Origin of the sequence: Paenibacillus marchantiae (genome assembly GCF_028771845.1) — a bacterium.
Classification (GTDB): domain Bacteria; phylum Bacillota; class Bacilli; order Paenibacillales; family Paenibacillaceae; genus Paenibacillus; species Paenibacillus marchantiae.
The window spans coordinates 6,319,916-6,336,711 of the sequence record NZ_CP118270.1; the positions used below are offsets into that span (position 1 = coordinate 6,319,916).

Annotated in this window: 13 protein-coding genes; 4 read left to right on the top strand and 9 right to left on the bottom strand. The window is 46.1% G+C overall.

Translation table 11 applies throughout. The annotated features are described in order from the left end of the window. Positions 1–104 precede the first annotated feature (104 nt). From PTQ21_RS28495 to PTQ21_RS28505, 3 genes are all read right to left on the bottom strand, one after another. Positions 105–2,153, bottom strand: a complete 2,049-nt coding sequence (locus PTQ21_RS28495) for an iron ABC transporter permease (RefSeq protein ID WP_063565417.1) — start codon at positions 2,151–2,153, stop codon at positions 105–107. Then, positions 2,150–3,145 carry an ABC transporter substrate-binding protein gene (locus PTQ21_RS28500; RefSeq protein ID WP_072734586.1) on the bottom strand — a complete coding sequence of 332 codons (996 nt, stop codon included), beginning with the start codon at positions 3,143–3,145 and terminating at the stop codon, positions 2,150–2,152. Before PTQ21_RS28500 ends, PTQ21_RS28495 begins: the two co-directional genes overlap by 4 nt. Before the next feature lie 231 nt (positions 3,146–3,376). Next, positions 3,377–3,919, bottom strand: coding sequence for a CueP family metal-binding protein (locus PTQ21_RS28505; protein ID WP_072734587.1), 543 nt, complete (start codon positions 3,917–3,919; stop codon positions 3,377–3,379). 155 nt (positions 3,920–4,074) lie between these two features. On the opposite strand from PTQ21_RS28505, the gene PTQ21_RS28510 reads away from it, so the two are divergent. Continuing rightward, entirely contained in the window at positions 4,075–4,731 is a 657-nt protein-coding gene (locus PTQ21_RS28510; RefSeq protein WP_274567974.1) for a TetR/AcrR family transcriptional regulator, read from the top strand. Between the two features lie 39 nt (positions 4,732–4,770). On the opposite strand, the gene PTQ21_RS28515 is transcribed toward PTQ21_RS28510, so the two are convergent. Beyond that, on the bottom strand, positions 4,771–5,541 hold the full coding sequence (locus PTQ21_RS28515; RefSeq protein ID WP_274567975.1) for an SDR family NAD(P)-dependent oxidoreductase: 771 nt from the start codon (positions 5,539–5,541) through the stop codon (positions 4,771–4,773). 363 nt (positions 5,542–5,904) lie between these two features. Between PTQ21_RS28515 and PTQ21_RS28520 the strand changes: the two genes are divergently transcribed. Beyond that, positions 5,905–6,675, top strand: a complete 771-nt coding sequence (locus PTQ21_RS28520; RefSeq protein ID WP_274567976.1) for an undecaprenyl pyrophosphate synthase — start codon at positions 5,905–5,907, stop codon at positions 6,673–6,675. A 2-nt stretch (positions 6,676–6,677) separates the two neighbouring features. Here the strand turns inward: PTQ21_RS28520 and PTQ21_RS28525 are convergent, their stop codons facing one another. Then, positions 6,678–7,631 carry an alpha/beta fold hydrolase gene (locus PTQ21_RS28525; protein WP_274567978.1) on the bottom strand — a complete coding sequence of 318 codons (954 nt, stop codon included), beginning with the start codon at positions 7,629–7,631 and terminating at the stop codon, positions 6,678–6,680. Between the two features lie 111 nt (positions 7,632–7,742). Here PTQ21_RS28525 and PTQ21_RS28530 point away from each other — a divergent pair, with 111 nt between their 5' ends. Next, positions 7,743–8,456: a MerR family transcriptional regulator gene (locus PTQ21_RS28530; RefSeq protein WP_274567980.1), complete on the top strand. Its 714-nt coding sequence runs from the start codon at positions 7,743–7,745 to the stop codon at positions 8,454–8,456. Positions 8,457–8,572: 116 nt separating this feature from the next. Here PTQ21_RS28530 and PTQ21_RS28535 read toward each other — a convergent pair whose 3' ends face one another. The 4 genes from PTQ21_RS28535 to PTQ21_RS28550 all read right to left on the bottom strand — a co-directional run bounded on the left by PTQ21_RS28535 (position 8,573) and on the right by PTQ21_RS28550 (position 13,755). Further along, positions 8,573–9,610, bottom strand: coding sequence for an NAD(P)/FAD-dependent oxidoreductase (locus PTQ21_RS28535; protein WP_063565413.1), 1,038 nt, complete (start codon positions 9,608–9,610; stop codon positions 8,573–8,575). Next, positions 9,611–10,585, bottom strand: coding sequence for an ABC transporter substrate-binding protein (locus PTQ21_RS28540; protein WP_274567983.1), 975 nt, complete (start codon positions 10,583–10,585; stop codon positions 9,611–9,613). A gap of 117 nt (positions 10,586–10,702) precedes the next feature. Beyond that, positions 10,703–12,313, bottom strand: coding sequence for a helix-turn-helix domain-containing protein (locus PTQ21_RS28545; protein WP_274567985.1), 1,611 nt, complete (start codon positions 12,311–12,313; stop codon positions 10,703–10,705). 83 nt (positions 12,314–12,396) lie between these two features. Continuing rightward, positions 12,397–13,755 carry a PTS transporter subunit EIIC gene (locus tag PTQ21_RS28550; RefSeq protein WP_274567987.1) on the bottom strand — a complete coding sequence of 453 codons (1,359 nt, stop codon included), beginning with the start codon at positions 13,753–13,755 and terminating at the stop codon, positions 12,397–12,399. Between the two features lie 331 nt (positions 13,756–14,086). Here PTQ21_RS28550 and PTQ21_RS28555 point away from each other — a divergent pair, with 331 nt between their 5' ends. Beyond that, the gene (locus PTQ21_RS28555) at positions 14,087–16,738 is read left to right on the top strand and encodes a cation-translocating P-type ATPase (RefSeq protein WP_274567989.1); all 2,652 of its coding nucleotides are present in this window, start codon (positions 14,087–14,089) and stop codon (positions 16,736–16,738) included. Positions 16,739–16,796 lie beyond the last annotated feature (58 nt).

The window sequence follows — 16,796 nt, forward strand, 5'->3', positions numbered from 1 at the left end:
CATAATAAAATATCCCCTCTAGGTAAGCAGTGAGAAAAGAGAACATGTCTACATGAACTCAACACTGAAAACCAGAGGGGATTTTTTATTTAAGGATCGAATGTTTAAGCTGATTTGCGCCAGTTGGAACGATACATTAAATAAAGGAAATACGGCGTTCCAATGATTGCAATTAACAATCCGGATGGAATCTCGGTTGGTGCCATAATGGTCCTTCCGATTGTATCCGCCAGCACCAGCATCACTGCACCGACCAAAGCCGACAGAAACATCGACCGTCTTAACTTGTTTCCCGTCAACAGACGGACCATATGTGGGGCAATTAGCCCGATAAATCCAACCGTTCCCACACAGGCGACTGCACCTGCGGCAAGCAAAACACCAACGGTCATAGCCAGCAGACGCGTCCGACGAACACTCAAGCCAAGACCGGAAGCACTATTATCGTCGAATACCAACAGTTCGAATCTTCGCGCCAGCCACCACGCAAGCGGGATCAAAATCAACAGGAACACCCCAATGATCTTCACTTGATCCCACGTACGTGCATAAGTACTGCCTGTTAGCCAGATAAAACCGCTACTGCCATATACAGCGCCGCGAACAATCAGAACCTGAATGCCTGCGCCTGCAATTGCAGACATGGCGATACCCAGCAATACAACTGCGGAAGGATTGAGACCCTTCTTCCAGGACAAAGAGAATACGACTGCTGCAGCGAGCCCTGCCCCAACAATCGCCGCTATAGGCAGCAAGAACACCGGAAGACCAGGCCATAGGATGATGACCATCATCGCACCCAAGCCTGCGCCTGACGATACGCCCACGATGGACGCGTCAGCAAGCGGGTTGCGAACGGCCATCTGAATAAGCACACCGCTGATCGCCAGCGCAGCACCTGCACCTGCGGCGACAAGAGTTCGCGGAATGCGAAGCTGCACAATGGCCGAGTATAGCCCATCCGATTGAAACAGGCTTGGCAGAAGATCAGCCATTGGAATGCGCATCCCGCCAAACATCGTACTAAGGAGAACCAATGCTAACGTTAGTACCGTAAAGATAATAGCAATAGGGCCGAATGCCCAGCGACGCGAACGTGCTCCTGTGCTCATTGAGGTAGACATGCCTGATCCATTTGCTGCCTTCATGCGTGTAAGTACAAGCCAGATTAGCCATGGTGCACCAATGATTGCCATCACGGCCCCTGTCGGCAACTCCAGACTGGAGTTATGAACCATCTTGGCAAGTACGTCTGCACCGACTAGCAGTGCTGCGCCCCACAAGAAAACACCAGGCAATAACAATCGATTTGAACGAATTCCACTCAATCGAACCAGATGAGGTGCCACCAAACCCACAAAGCCAATTGGCCCAATTACACTGACAATGACCGCAGCCAGCAACACAGCAATAATTAACCCCGTGGCACGGGCCATGCCTACTTTTTGCCCGAGTGAGGAAGCAGTTGATTCATCCAGTTCCAACATATCCCACTGCCGGGATAAAACCAGGGCAACGATCGTAATTCCAATGACCCAAGGCCATGCGTAAATTACACCGCTCCAGTCATTCTGAACAAGTGTTCCTGATCCCCATAGAAATAATGCCTGAGTCTCCTGAGAGAAGAAAATATGCAGCGCGCTTGTAAAAGAACCAAGTACCATCGATACAATCATGCCAGAGAGCGCAAGTCGCACTGGACTTGACGTTCTCCCCCCGCCCATGAAGTAGGCTGCGGCAGCTGCCAGTAATCCACCGAGTACGGCGAAAAGGAAAGGCGATTGCTGCATCAAGCCTGGGAAAAAAATCGTTCCCAACACCACGACAAAATAGGCCCCCGCATTGATGCCGAGTGTGTCCGATGCCGCGAGCGGATTGCGTGTAATGGTCTGTAACAACGAACCAGCAACAGCAAGCGCCCCTCCAGCGAGTATACCGATTACTGTTCGCGGCATGCGCAGATCCCAGATCATATTATGTTCCAGTGTGTCCTGCCTGCCCATAAGTGAATCTACAACCGTATGGAGTGGAATTGAAGCTTCTCCATAACACAGGCTTACAAAAAAAAGCACGATGAGAGCGGTTAGACCGCCCCCATAAATGCTTAATGTACGCCAGTTAAACACTGGTCGGGAATGTTGGACCGAACTCATTGGGTAATCGCTCCAACAACCCCGTCAACCAGAGCTTTGGACGAGATAGGTCCACCAAACGTCCATGTTGTGCTATCCAGTTGATAAGTGCGTTTATCTTTGACAAAATTTAGACCTTTCCATACTGAATTGTCTTTCATTGCTGTGCCAAAAACGTCATCATCCGGTTGTGTGATGTAGATGAAGTTGCTGTCCTGAACAGCAGGCAAGGATTCAATACCCACCGTTGAGAAGCCATATCCTTCAATCTTGTCCGGCTGCCAGTCGTTAACCAGTCCAACCTTCGCCAACGTGCCAATTACGACAGCGTTATCGGTAAACATGCGAAGACTTGCTGCATTTTGATACGTAAATGCTTGTGTCAGTACATAATGGAATTCCGATTTGTCGGCAGCAGCAAGTTTATCTTTGGCTTCTGTATAGTGCTGATCGAGTTCATCGAGTACCTTCTTCGCTTGGTCTTCTTTTCCAAGAGCAACCGCGATATTGTTGAACGTTTCCGTCATTTTGTCATAATTATAGCCATCACCCGTATACAGGTCATATTCAAGCGTTGGTGCAATGGCATTGAGCTGATCATAGATATTCGAATTGGAATTGGCGATAATCAAATCCGGCTTCAAAGCTGCAATCGCCTCCAGATTTGGCTCGTCACGTGTTCCAACATCCGTCACCGTGTCATCCAAAGCTGCTTCGGGAGTCACATAGACTTTATAGTTGGCGTTATCTGCACTACCTACTGGCTGAACACCCAGTGCTACTACATCTTCCGTATATGTCCATTCCAGTGTAACAACTCTCTTAGCTGGTTTGTCCAGTTTAAGCTCTCCACCACTATGTTTAACTGTAACAGGACCTGCTGTCTCTTCAGTCGGCGTGCTGCCGGAAGAGGCATTTTCATTTGTATCTGTTGTGCTGCTGGCTTTACCGCAACCTGTCAGAGCAAGCGCCAAAACCGTCAGCAATAAAAATCCGTTTAAGCTTTTTTTCATATCCTACTTCTCCCCTATTTATATGTATTTATATGATAACAATTATCATTATCACTAATGGATTATCCCGTAGGATTGCGATTTTGTCAATTCAAAAGAGTTATTATTTTCATTTTGCAAAATCTTCACTGTCACAGCATAAACAGAAAAAAATGAAAGAACCCGCATTCAAGGCGGGCCTGGATCACATCGAGTCTTTTGAAATGATGTTAGAATGCACCGTACGACGATTTAACTCAACTGCATCGTTGTGATGCACGTATTATCTTCTTCATATGTAGATAACTGTGTCTCTGCAACCTTTCCATCATGCACCACACGAATGAGGTATGACTTATCTCTGGCTAACCAAAAATCCATAAAACCGTTGGAGCCGGCCTTCATCTCAGCATCCTTCATAAGCGTATTTCCTTCAGAGTCATGAATCGTCACAATGAACTTCTTATTCTTCATTTCGCCCTGACATCCGGTCAGGCTATGAATTGCACAAGGATGAGTCTGATCCACATAGGGTGCAATGGAAAGGAAAAACTCCTTTTCAGGCAAGTCGTAGGTTGTCGTTTGGTTACCTTTATCCGTGACGATTAACTGGGTGGCATTAATGGAAGCCGATTCCGGTGTCTCCTTGCCTGTACTGATATCTTCTACTAATTTCTTAATATTGGGTGCTTCCGCGTTACCTGCCTCTTCTGTCCCCACATTGTTTGCAATAAGGAAGGCCCCCAACACAATTACAACCACTAAGCTGGCAATGATCCACATTTGTTTTTTCATCTGGAGTTCATCTCCTCGTCCGTTTTGGTTTATTATAATGGAGAACGAACCATCATGGACTGAAAGCGTATGTAATTAACCATTTATTCACATATTTGTATGCTTCATTCGCATTATGTTAGATGTATCATTGATCAGCAAAGGAGGATGTGTATATGCATAAATCCCTATCTATACCCGACATGGATCGCAGAGTCCACAGATCCAAACAGGCCCTGAAAGCCTCATTGTTAGAGTGGATGTCTCGCAAGCCATTCGAGAGTATTACCATTACCGATATCGTGAAATTGGCCGATGTGAACCGCAGTACCTTTTACAAACATTATGTATACAGAGAAGACTTGCTCAATGAAATTTTGAAAGACGTGATGGCAGATCTGATCTTCGCCTATCGTGCCCCTTACCAGCACTACCGGGATTTCGGAATCATGGACCTGAACGCTTCAGCGATCAAAATTTTCGACCATGTTCTTGGCCATGCCACCTTCTATGCCTTGCTGGTTAACACAAACATGCTCTCGGGTTTTCGAGATACACTCTATGAAACGCTCAAAACTCTGTATCTGGAGGATGTAACCGATATGTCGCCAGACCCCCGAGTGAACAAGGAGCTTCTTGCCTGTTATCAGGCCAATGCAGTTCTTGGTTTAATTACAGGATGGGTGCAAAGCAATTTCAAATACAGTGCCTCCTATATGGCGGAGCAGCTGCTGGAATTTACACGCATGAATCGCTCCAATGAAGTTTACCGTTCGAATCTGAATCCATCATTGGATGAAATGGAAAGAGGCACCGTCTCTCATGACAACTGAGAAGCCAGTACCTCTTTGAATGCTTCGATCACTTTGCTGTTAGTTGCTGATCCAGCCACCATCTACTGGCAGCTCCACACCCGTGATGAATTTGGATTCATCCGAAGCTAAGAACAAGTAGGCATAAGCGATATCCATGGACTCTCCGGCATGCGGAGGCAGTGGGGCGAGATTTTTGTAATGCTCTCCCATCTCCACTTGGGACTTGATGCCCGCTTTTTCCACCATGCCGGTAAACACAGCCCCTGGATGTACAGAGTTCACACGAATGTTATCTTTGGCGAACCACTGTGCACCATGTTTGGTCAGTGAACGCACAGATCCCTTGGAAGCACTGTATGCTGCGCCCTGAGCATCGGCAATTCCTCCAATGATGGCAGCGATGGAGGATGTATTTACGATGGAGCCTTGTCCATTTTGCTGCATATAAGGGATAACCGCCTTCATTCCCAGCCATACACCTGTACCGTTAATGGACATGACCTTGTCCCAATCTTCCAATTCTGCTTCCAGAATGCCTTTGGCGATGTGAATGCCGGCATTGTTGACCAGAATATCAATTTTGCCATAGTTTGCGATGGTTTCTTCCACAACTGCATTCCATGATTCCGGACTGGATACATCCAGCTTTAATGCAATCGCTTCGCCGCCGTCAGCTACGATCTGTTTCACTTGTTCCTGCAAAACGTCAATTGCCACATCGGTAGCAACTACCTTCGCTCCTTCTCTGGCAAACAATTGAGCCCCAGCCAATCCCATACCGCTTGCCGCTCCAGTTATAATTGCAACTTTTCCAGTTAATCTTCCCATGTCCAATCATCCTTTCCAAATGAAGATGGATGCCCCATAAAGACACATCCGACCTTGTTGACACCTTTAGTATACGGATGAAATGAAAGCTCTTTCAATCAGCAAACAAGCAGCTCTTTGTAGGATAACCGATAGTTGGGTGCGGCTTTGTTCATTCCCTGTAAGTAATCCCACAGATGAAAGGTTATTTGTTGTTTTAGCATCGAGGTGAGCCTTCTGCATCTTGGTGACATTGTAAACCTATCATGGCTTGTCCCTGTGCAATCCTATATAATAACCATAAATTATGGAAATCATTTCGAACATTTGAATCCATTATACGTGTCTAACTTATTCTAGCTTGAGGATCAGGAGGAATTTCCAATGAAGTGGTACCGTGTACATAAAGAAAAACCGAATACACCCCATTCTATCGACTGGAACGGATTAATCCCGAAGCATATCGCTATTATGATGGACGGAAATGGAAGATGGGCGACAAGAAGAGGGCTGCCCCGAAGTGCTGGGCACTATGCAGGAATGCAGACAATGCGGGAAACGATAAGCATGTGCCACAAAAACGGGATTGCTTCGCTCACTCTTTACGCCTTCTCTACGGAAAACTGGAAAAGGCCCAAGGAAGAGGTCGATTACATCATTAGTTTGGTGGTCGAATTTGTACAGGATACAACCGTTCAGGAACTGAATCAGAATAATATCAAAGTTAATTTTATCGGTGATATCTCAAAATTCCCAGAAGAAACACAGGAAGCGATGCGCAAAGTGGTGGAACTAACCCAAACGAACAGCGGGATGGCTGTGTATTTTGCGATGAATTATGGGGGTAAAAACGATATTGTACAAGCGATCAAAACGTACATCGTAGAAAATAATGAAGAAAACAAAGAAACCTCGGAAATCTCCGAGGCGGATTTTGAAAAGTTTTTGTATACCGGACTCAATCCTGCCCCCGATCTGCTGATCCGAACCAGTGGGGAGAAACGGTTAAGCAATTTTCTATTATGGCAAGCCGCTTATTCCGAGCTCTGGTTCACGGATGTGATGTGGCCGGATTTCAATGAGCAATTGTTATACGAATCCATTCTGGATTATCAGCAGCGCAAACAAAGAGCTTTAGACGATATCACACAGTAATATCAACTCGTTTTTGCCGATCCTGAGCTTAAATGAGTTTTTAACCAGGGATGGATAATAGGGAGAACGGTGCTGGGCTGCATGGCTTTGGTGTGATCCATATCCGCTCCCTTGATGATTTCGACGGTCCAGCCGAGGTTTTCAAGAACGGATTTATGCTTTTGCAATCGTCCAGCGATATCGACCGTCACATTGCCAAATTTCTCACCGTACACAATCGTATCTCTCTCTCCTGCAAAAGCCAATCTGGGGATATTCAACTGAGTTTGAATACGTTGATCATCGAAATCAATTAAACCTTGATACAAGGTCGCAAATTGTTTCGTTTGAGCCGGATCGATCTTTAACTCCACGTTGTCCCAATCCAATTGATCCGGACTCAATTCTTCTACTTTCATTAGAGCTTCTGCTGAGTGTATTTCTCCCGATTTTTCATGCTGCTTCAATGCTCCCTCATAAGTCTTGGTGGTCACTACTCGCATTTCCTCATACGGCCCCTCGTATGGAGGGAATCCTCCCATAATGAGACTTTCCATACGGTCAGTCCGCAGGGCTAACTGCAGTCCAACGAGAGCCAGCCAGGAGTATCCATAATAACTAAATCGATTCACATTCATCTGATGCGCAATTCGTAACAAATCCTGAGTGATATATTCGGTCGTAAAATGTTCCGGATGGGGATGTGCCATATAGTGGCCTTCATAATCAAAATGCAGGATCTGAAATTCACCGGAAAGTCCGTCGATAAATTTTGCACCCAATTCAGGATCAACACCCCATAACTTTAGGGTTTCGGCTTCTTGTCCGGTTACGGACTTTTTGGCTATGGGCAGCATAATGACGCTACGATCTTCTGCTCCCGTCAGACCTACTTCAAGCTGCGAGCCATTCAACAATGTAATCATTTTCTGCAATTGAATCATTCCTTTACTGTTGATATCCTCAGTGTATAACATGGATGCAATCTTTCGGTTTTCATTATAAAATGTGGATAAAATATGGACTTGGGCGTGTTGTATGTTACTGTAGCACTTGAAGGTTTTACTTGAAGCATGAGGAGAAGAAACATGAACCGAAGATATACACCTGGGCAGATTGCCACAAGGCTGGATGTAAGTACAACTACACTGCGACGGTATGAAAAGGAGAACCTGATTCCTGACGTTCCACGGACCTCCAGCAATCACAGGTACTATACCCCTGTTCATCTTCAGGCGTTTGTTGCCATTCGTTTATTATTGAAAGGGTCTGAGATTCCCGTAGTATACGAGGTTATGAGAAAAGTAAAACAGGGCGATACGATGGATGCCCTCTGGCTTATGAACCAGCAGCTGTACAACAGCCAACTGGAGAAGCAACGAATGGAGGACATATGGAAGATGGTGCAACAGGTGGATTTTGCTAAGGATCGAAAGGTTGGAACGACGGAGGCGATGACGATTGGAAAAGCTGCCGAAGCAGCCGGGGTCAACACTTCTGCTATCAGGCATTGGGAAACAGAAGGCTTGATTTGCTCAGAAAGAGACCCTAACAACGGTTATCGAATGTATACCCGGGACGAATTAAGAAAGATATTGGTCATTAGCAGTTTAAGAAAATCCGTCTACTACATTGAACATATGAAAGAGCTTCTGAACACTGTCGGCACGCAGGATTATACACAGATTAATAATGCCTTCCAACTGGCTCTGCAAAAGCTTAACAGCCAACTGTCCCTACAATTTGCAGGCGTGAAGGAACTTATGACATATATTGAATTATTTCAGGAACCACAGGGGTAACTTATTGGTTAGTTGAGATTGGAAGTTTTAATAAAAAAAGCCCGACACATGTTCGAGAAATTATTCTCAATACCGGTCGGGCTTCTTACTGTTACTTCACGTTCTAACATGCTGATTTACAGGGTAGAAATGGCTTTGTTTTTCTCAAAGAACCTTGCATTATGGGACGATACTCCTGCCATATCGGAAGCGGTCGGCTCCAGATAGAGCTTGGCACTATTCACTGCGAGTACGGCATCATTAAATGCACCAGCAATCAGACGGACTTTGCTTCCATAGGTAATGAAATCACCTGCTCCGAAGATTCCCGGCTGACTTGTGCACATTCGCGGATCAACCGAGATACCGTAATCTTCACGTTCCAGTCCCCAATGGACCAGGTTACCGAAATCACGATCGTATCCATGACTTACAACCACTTCATCCACTTCAATTGGCATGATCTCCCCATTGTCTACATGGGCAAGTTCGACGCGGCCTATTTTGTCTCCTGTACCATATAAGCGCGAGATGCTGTAAGGAGTCAAGACTTGGGCAAAAGCTTTCATCTGGGCAACAGGCAGCTCATGTGCCGTAAACTCCTGGCGTCTGTGCACCACAATGACCTCCCGCGCCAATCCCTCCATTTCATTCGCCCAATCTATTGCGGAATCCCCGCCTCCCGAGATCAGCACACGTTTATCCTTGAATCTGGACAGATCCGTAATGGTATAGTGTAGATTAGTCAGCTCATACCGATTTGCGCCTTCAATATCCAGCTTCTGAACCTGCGTCATGCCTCTGCCTGCACATAACAAAATCGTACGCGTGTAATGACGCTCTCCTGTCTTTGAGGTGAGTACAAATACTTGATCATCGCGTCGTTCCATCTGAGCAATTTCCTGGCCGAATACAATGGTTGGATCGAAGGTTCTTGCCTGTCTTTCCAGGGAATCAATCAATTTCTCACAACGAATCGGATCAACTCCACCTACATCCCAGACCAGTTTCTCCGGGTACGTGCGCATAAATCCGCCCAATTCCTCTTTGGCTTCAATGATTTTGGTACGCATGGCTCTCATCCCGCTGTAAAATGCAGCATACATTCCTGCCGGTCCGCCACCAACAATCGTTATATCGTAAATGTCCAATTGCTGCTCTGCTTCAGTATTCATCTAGGGCACCAACTTTTCAACGACATAATCCAACAACTTGGCCGACCCAATAGGGCCCACACCTGTTACAAAATCACTCGTTTTCAGCGGAAAGACATGATTGTCTTTCACGGCGTTCAAGCTCGCCCACACTTTGCTTTCTTTCAGGTTATCCATGGATTCCTTCGTATCATAGCCTTTCAGCGTCCTGTCTTCTAGAAATATATAATCCGGGTTCATTTCCGGCAAAAATTCCAGGGAAAACTGGCTAAACCAATCTGTAGAGTCTTTGATGACTTCAGGGCTGTTCAGACCCAAAGTATCATAGAAAAAGACACTGCTGCTTCCTCCTTTGGGACCCATGAAACGGTAACGATTGTGCTCTACTCGAAGAACCAGCACGGTTTTGCCGCCGATCGCTTGAGCAATTTTCTCCTGTGCCTGCTTCGCCTTCTCATCAAATTCAGCCAGCACTTTGGCAGATTCCTCTGTCTTGTCAAAGACGGCAGCCAACTTCGGCATGGCAATCTGCATTTCACTGTTGGAATCCAGAGCCACCGTTGGAGCAATCTTGGATAGTTCATCATATACGCCTTGCTCCATACCTACGCCTGCGGTAACAATTATATCTGGTGACAACGTCAGCAATTGTTCATAATTATATTGATATTGTTCCGCTTCAATCATTTGGACCCCGTGTTCCTCAAAATAAGACGCACGATAGTCCGGTTCAATCTCCGGAACAAATATAACCATCTGCGGTGTAACGCCCATCTCGATCAAGTACTCGGCATAGATGGAATCTAGTACAAGCATATTTTGAGGATTCGTAGGAATCGTCACCTCTCCAAACTGATCCCGAACAACTTTCGTCTCATTTTTCTCTGCCGTTTTTGCTGAAGCTTCCACTTCTTTATCAGAAGAACCGGAACAGGCGGAAAGCACCAAACTTAGTGCCAACAGCACCATTCCCAAACCCTTAAACCTTCGTGACATGATCTACTCGCCCCTTATGTAATATATTGATAATGATAATTATTATCAAATACTAGCAAATAGGAAGAGATCCTTCCATAGGAGATGGTGCGTATCTAGTTGGATTATTGTGCTCTACTAGACATTGGCGACCAGACTATTTACAATTTCATTCAAAATCATTCGGTGTCCAATAATTCCACGGCCATCCACCCACAGGCGAGTATCCACGAGAAATACCCTGTTGTTTTTTACAGCCTCCAAGCCATTCCATTGAGAGCTCTCCACTAACTTCTTCATATTTTCTTCAGCACTAAAGTGCTGCATAACTCGTTTCTCCACAAACAGGTAATCGGGATTGGCTTTGGCCAACAAGTCGAGTGAGCAAGGATTAAACCACGCCTCCCCTGCTTGCAGCGGCTGTGGCAGAGTTAAACGGAGCTGTTCGTACAGTAAATGGGATACCCCATTAGAATGACCACCCAAATATCGATAACCAAACGGTTCTACCCTCAGTACCATCACGGTAGAGGAAGATTGGACAAGATGCTGCAGTTGCTGCTGTGCTGCGTTTACTTTCAATTTCATCTGCATATGGAGTTTATGGGCTGTATCTTCTCGGTGAAAAAAGCCTGCCAGTTGACGGAGCAGAGCCTCCACATCGTTATTTAAACCGGTTATGATGGGTGCAATTGTGCGCAGCTTTTGTTTGATCTCTTCTGTCCAACAATTTCCCATAATGCATTCAGGATGAACTTGCCGAATCAGTTCCACATCCAGCTCATATTGTGAGACTTCCAACATCTTCACCTGATGCGTTTCAAATAGTTCATGTTGATGTTCATGCAAAAGCAAGGGAGTTACTACAACCGCATGTGGAATAATCCCCAAGTGAATCAGCACTTCCGCACAAAGCGGGGAAAGACATACGATTTTACGCTGGGGTAGCGTTTGTGCATAATTTCTCGGCGACACACCCGTTAACTGTTTGAAACGACGACTGAAATAATGTGCATCCTCGAATCCGGTCTTCTTCGCAATATCCTGAGATGTTGCCGTTGATAACAACAGCTCCTCTTGAGCACGATAGATCCGGTAATGAGCCAGATAATCCAGAGGCGGCTTTCCATACCGCTCACTGAATTTGCGGGAATAATGCCAAGGACTTATGCCTGCTATCTCAGCTAATTGCTTTCGTGTGATGACCTGTTCATAATGCTGCTGCATGTAATCCACAGTGCGGAGAATGCTTTGTTCCACGGTCGGTTCCTCTTCTAACAGCTCCCGGTATACATGTTGCAACAGTTCATACACCAAAAGCTGATTTCCTACACGGATTACATTGGGATTAGGAGAACCATCTCCATTCCAATGTTGGCTAAGACTCGCCAGTGTGCCACCGGTTAATTTTACTTTTTGATACGTGTCCCCTGACGGTACATGCCATTCATATTTCACTACTTCACCTCGGTCTGGGAACATCGCGTATGTATCGAACTGAACATGCCATCCGGCCAGATCCAGATTGCCACCCTCAATCACTTCAATCACGGTGTTTTCTTGCACTGCAACTAACTCCCCATAAGATACCTGAACCCTATGACCATTAATATTCCAGATCGCTTTCCCGTCGAGGATAAGTATTAAGGCATGACTTGAAAAGTGATGCCTTTTGCCCGCACTCATCCATTGGTCTGTAAGTGGCTTAGTTGACTTCCATTGAGCCATCCACTCTATGTTGTTGGGCATTTTGTTATCCTTTCTGTGGCTGTTGTGTTATTAACTCTACAATACACGAAAACCCGCACCATCAGGTACGGGCTTTTCTTAATTTATACGTGTTTCCGTTCTTTTCCTATCATCCAATAGGTGAGCACACCTGACACACAGAAGGAAATAATCAAACCAACGCAGGCATGTAACAGATTCAGGCTCCCTTCCTCCATAAATAGCGGAATTTCCAGCAGACTTCCGGACCCACCCAATGCAACTGCTTTGACGGACATCAGCCCGAAACACAGTCCTCCTGCAGCACCGCCCAGCAATGCCGAATAAAAAGAGGCCCTCTTTCTCATATTGACCGCATACATCGCAGGCTCTGGGGTACCTAATAAAGCAGTTCCTGTTGCCCAGAAAGCCAGCTTCCTGAATTCCCGCTGTTTGCTTCTTAGCCCAGTAGCGAGTGAAGCTCCTGCTTGTGCAACGAAGGCAACTAACATGACAGGGAGAATGAGGGAGAAACCATTAACCATCAATTCATTGATTATGATAGGTAAAAGCCAGTAATGTAATCCAGCGATCATCATTAGGGAATAAACCGCTCCCAGCAGCATAATTGCTACAATCGGGGCATCATTCAGTAGTGAATCTACCACATCCGGTAAATGCTGATCAATCCAAGTACCAATTGGACCGAGTATCATTAGAACCAGTGGAACTAGAATCAGAAACGTCAACAATGGAGCAAGAATTCCTTTAAAAACTCTTGGGCTTTTTTGCTCAACGACTTTATCCAGATAGGACGCCGCATATATCGTCAAAATCACCCAAATTGAAGCTGAAAAAAAGATCGCTTGTGACACAATGGATACACCCATAAAATGAACATCCTCTTCACCTGACAATAAAGCGGTCATTTGCGGGTAGAACATTAGTCCGCCAATCGCTGCGGCAACATAAATATTGCTTTTTAACCGATAGGCTGTACTGATGGCTACCAGGATTGGCAACAGATAATACACACTATCTCCAATGGATTTAAATATCAGGAATGTCTGACTATCCATCAGTGAGGATTCGTTAAATAACGTAATGACGGCTAGAACAATCTTGAGCACTGCAGCTCCCAGGATGGCGGGCATCAGAGGCCTGAACACATCGGAAATAAAATATAACAATGATTTTTTACGGGTACGCCTTGTTTCAGGCAGTGCGTCCCCTTCTGCTTTCCCCACTCCCATGCCCTGTAGCGTATTATTTAGTTGGGAGGACTCGTCCTCATATGCTATGGAGCAATAATCGCCTGTTATACGAATATCGGCGCCAAGATCCAATACATCAGATACTGATAGATCCATTCGAGTACGGTCACGCAATGTCAGCGTAGTGGTATCCATGTCATGCTGCACATGACGAATATTTTCCTTTCCCCCTGCGAGTTTCAATAGTGCTTCGATTTGCTTGTCATTCATATGTACCTTCTCCTTATGCTGCGGTAAACCCGAGTTTTATGATATGCCCTTATCTATATACGCATTTCCATGAAAAAACTTCAATAGGATAAAAAAACTAATTCCCCTTTTATTTCATGGTTTTTGCGCAAGGTACAATGACCTAATCAAAATAAACAGCAAAAGTATATCCAACACACCGCATAGCAAACGAATGAGATTTACCAGACGCGGAGATTCTACCTATGGAGTTCATAAAATTGATAAAGTTTCACTGGTTCTTAGACGCCTGCAAGGTTATATACACAAGGAAACCTAATATCTGAAATCTATGATCCAAGGAGCTGGTCATTTGCAATATTACAGACATAGTGCAGAGGAGACACTTCAGGACGTTCAGAGTTCCACTAATGGGCTCACAACCTCTGAGGCTGCGAAGAGACTGGAGACGGAAGGCTATAACGAGATAAAAGGAAAAGCTGCAACACCAATTTGGAAGCTGTTTATTGAAAATTTTAAAGATCCTATGGTTATCGTGCTGCTTATCGCAGCCACTGTTCAGATTGTCCTTGGACACCTGATCGAATCGCTAATCATTTTTCTCGTCATTCTGTTAAATGCGGTAATCAGCGTTGTGCAGACCAAAAAGGCCGAAAGTTCCCTGGATGCACTCCGGCAGATGTCTGCTCCCGAAGCCAAAATCATTCGTGACGGGCAGAAAAAAACGATTCCCGCGCGGGAACTTGTTCCCGGTGATATTGTCTTGCTGGATGCAGGGGATCATGTCCCTGCAGACGGCCGCATTTTGGAGTCAGGCAGCTTACGAATCAACGAGGGAATGCTTACAGGTGAATCCGAAGCAGCGGAGAAACATGCAGATGCCATCCCGGAAGAAGCTCCGATCGGTGACCGTCGCAATATGGCATTCAGTGGATCACTGGTGGTGTATGGTCGGGGTACGCTTGTCATTACGGGTACAGCACTGAAAACGGAAATCGGCAAGATTGCCGAATTGATTGAAAATGCAGAAGCGAAGGAAACCCCGCTACAACGTAAATTGGAATCGTTTAGTAAGAAGCTTGGCTTCTTTATCCTGGGCTTATCGATTCTTATTTTCGCCATCGAAGCAGGACGTGTCTGGTTAACTGAAGGAACCGAAAATATCGGGCCATCCATAGTGAATGCCCTAATGTTCGCAGTTGCCGTCGCTGTCGCCGCCATTCCAGAAGCCCTTTCCTCCATAGTGACGATTGTATTGTCTCTGGGAACGAATAAAATGGCCAAGCAGCACGCCATCATCAGACGTCTTCCAGCTGTGGAAGCTTTGGGTTCTGCCAGTATCATCTGTACCGACAAAACAGGAACGCTCACTCAAAACAAAATGACCGTGGTGGACTATTACATTCCCCATGGCACGAAAGACCAATTCCCCGATGATCCCAAACAGTGGTCTGCAGAGGAACGGCGCTTGTTACATATTGCAGTACTCTGCAATGATTCGAATATTAACCAGGAAGGCAAGGAACTTGGTGATCCCACCGAGGTCGCGCTCATCGCCTTCAGTAACCGGGTGAACAAGGATTACAATGAAATTCGTGACCAGTTTCCGCGTGAAGCCGAGCTTCCTTTTGACTCGGATCGGAAATTGATGAGTACTGTGCACACATTTGAAGGACAGACGGCTTTGCTGACCAAAGGTGGCCCGGATGTGCTGTTCAGTCGCTGTAGTCATGTATTTATGAACGGTGAAGTTCAGCCATTGACACCTGAGATTCGCACGCAGTTTGAAGAAAAGAATGAAGCTTTCTCCAAACGGGCCTTCCGTGTGCTAGCCTACGCCTACAAAAAGTTTGAAGACAAAAATCAGGTCACGGTAGAGGACGAATATGATCTAACACTTGTTGGTCTGACAGCCATGATTGATCCACCGCGTGAAGCGGTATATGGTTCCATCGAAGAATCCAAGAAGGCAGGCATTCGCACGATCATGATCACTGGCGACCACAAAACAACAGCCCAAGCGATCGGTATTGATATCGGACTTGCAGGCCCGGATGATCTGGCCCTTACCGGAGCAGAGCTGGACAAACTGTCGGATGAAGAACTCGATCAGCAGCTCGAACATATCTCGGTGTATGCACGTGTATCTCCTGAAAATAAAATCCGCATCGTGCGTGCGTGGCAACGCAAAGGCAAGATTGCAGCGATGACCGGAGATGGCGTCAACGACGCACCTGCACTGAAACAGGCAGACATCGGCGTAGCGATGGGCAGCGGGACGGATGTCGCGAAAGACGCGGCAGCCATGATTTTGACGGATGATAACTTTGTCTCCATCGTGAATGCAGTCAGTGTAGGGCGTATGGTATTCGATAATATCAAAAAAGCCATTGCGTACCTGTTTGCAGGAAACCTGGGGGCGATTATCGCCATTTTGTTTGCACTTATAGTCGGTTGGGTGAACCCCTTCACAGCCCTCCAGCTGCTCTTCATCAATCTGGTGAATGATTCCCTGCCAGCTATTGCACTGGGTACGGAAAAAGCTGAACCGGATGTCATGCGTCGAAAACCGCGGGATATCAACGAAGGTCTCTTTGCCGGCGGAACATTGCAGGCTGTCATTACACGTGGTGTTCTGATCGGGGTGGCTGTTATCGTGTCCCAATATATTGGACTTGGGATCTCGGAGGAAATGAGTGTGGCAATGGCCTTCACGACCCTGATTCTGGCACGGAGTCTGCAAACTTTTGCAGCGCGCTCCAACACACAGACGATTTTCCAGGTCGGCTTCACCACTAACAAATATGTCCTCTGCTCCATCTTGGTTTGTCTCTGCCTGTATGGAATCACGCTGATTCCAGGGGTTCGCAGCATCTTCGCCATCCCGGCAGCCTTTGGCTGGAATGAGTTCCTTATCGCAGGGGGACTTGCTCTCGCAGCGGTCATTCTGATGGATGTCATCAAGTGGATTCGCAATCGTGGCACACCAGCTACTACGTCCTAAAAATAAACAGATGAAAATGCTCATGTGCAAAAACGACGTCCTGGGTCAGGACGCCGTT

Coding starts and splice junctions, on each gene's coding strand:
- PTQ21_RS28520 (WP_274567976.1), top strand. CDS start 5,905: ATGAAGTGGTACCGTGTACATAAAGAAAAACCGAATACACCCCATTCT.
- PTQ21_RS28550 (WP_274567987.1), bottom strand. CDS start 13,755: ATGAATGACAAGCAAATCGAAGCACTATTGAAACTCGCAGGGGGAAAG.
- PTQ21_RS28535 (WP_063565413.1), bottom strand. CDS start 9,610: ATGAATACTGAAGCAGAGCAGCAATTGGACATTTACGATATAACGATT.
- PTQ21_RS28525 (WP_274567978.1), bottom strand. CDS start 7,631: ATGTTATACACTGAGGATATCAACAGTAAAGGAATGATTCAATTGCAG.
- PTQ21_RS28500 (WP_072734586.1), bottom strand. CDS start 3,145: ATGAAAAAAAGCTTAAACGGATTTTTATTGCTGACGGTTTTGGCGCTT.
- PTQ21_RS28530 (WP_274567980.1), top strand. CDS start 7,743: ATGAACCGAAGATATACACCTGGGCAGATTGCCACAAGGCTGGATGTA.
- PTQ21_RS28495 (WP_063565417.1), bottom strand. CDS start 2,153: ATGAGTTCGGTCCAACATTCCCGACCAGTGTTTAACTGGCGTACATTA.
- PTQ21_RS28545 (WP_274567985.1), bottom strand. CDS start 12,313: ATGCCCAACAACATAGAGTGGATGGCTCAATGGAAGTCAACTAAGCCA.
- PTQ21_RS28510 (WP_274567974.1), top strand. CDS start 4,075: ATGCATAAATCCCTATCTATACCCGACATGGATCGCAGAGTCCACAGA.
- PTQ21_RS28540 (WP_274567983.1), bottom strand. CDS start 10,585: ATGTCACGAAGGTTTAAGGGTTTGGGAATGGTGCTGTTGGCACTAAGT.
- PTQ21_RS28515 (WP_274567975.1), bottom strand. CDS start 5,541: ATGGGAAGATTAACTGGAAAAGTTGCAATTATAACTGGAGCGGCAAGC.
- PTQ21_RS28505 (WP_072734587.1), bottom strand. CDS start 3,919: ATGAAAAAACAAATGTGGATCATTGCCAGCTTAGTGGTTGTAATTGTG.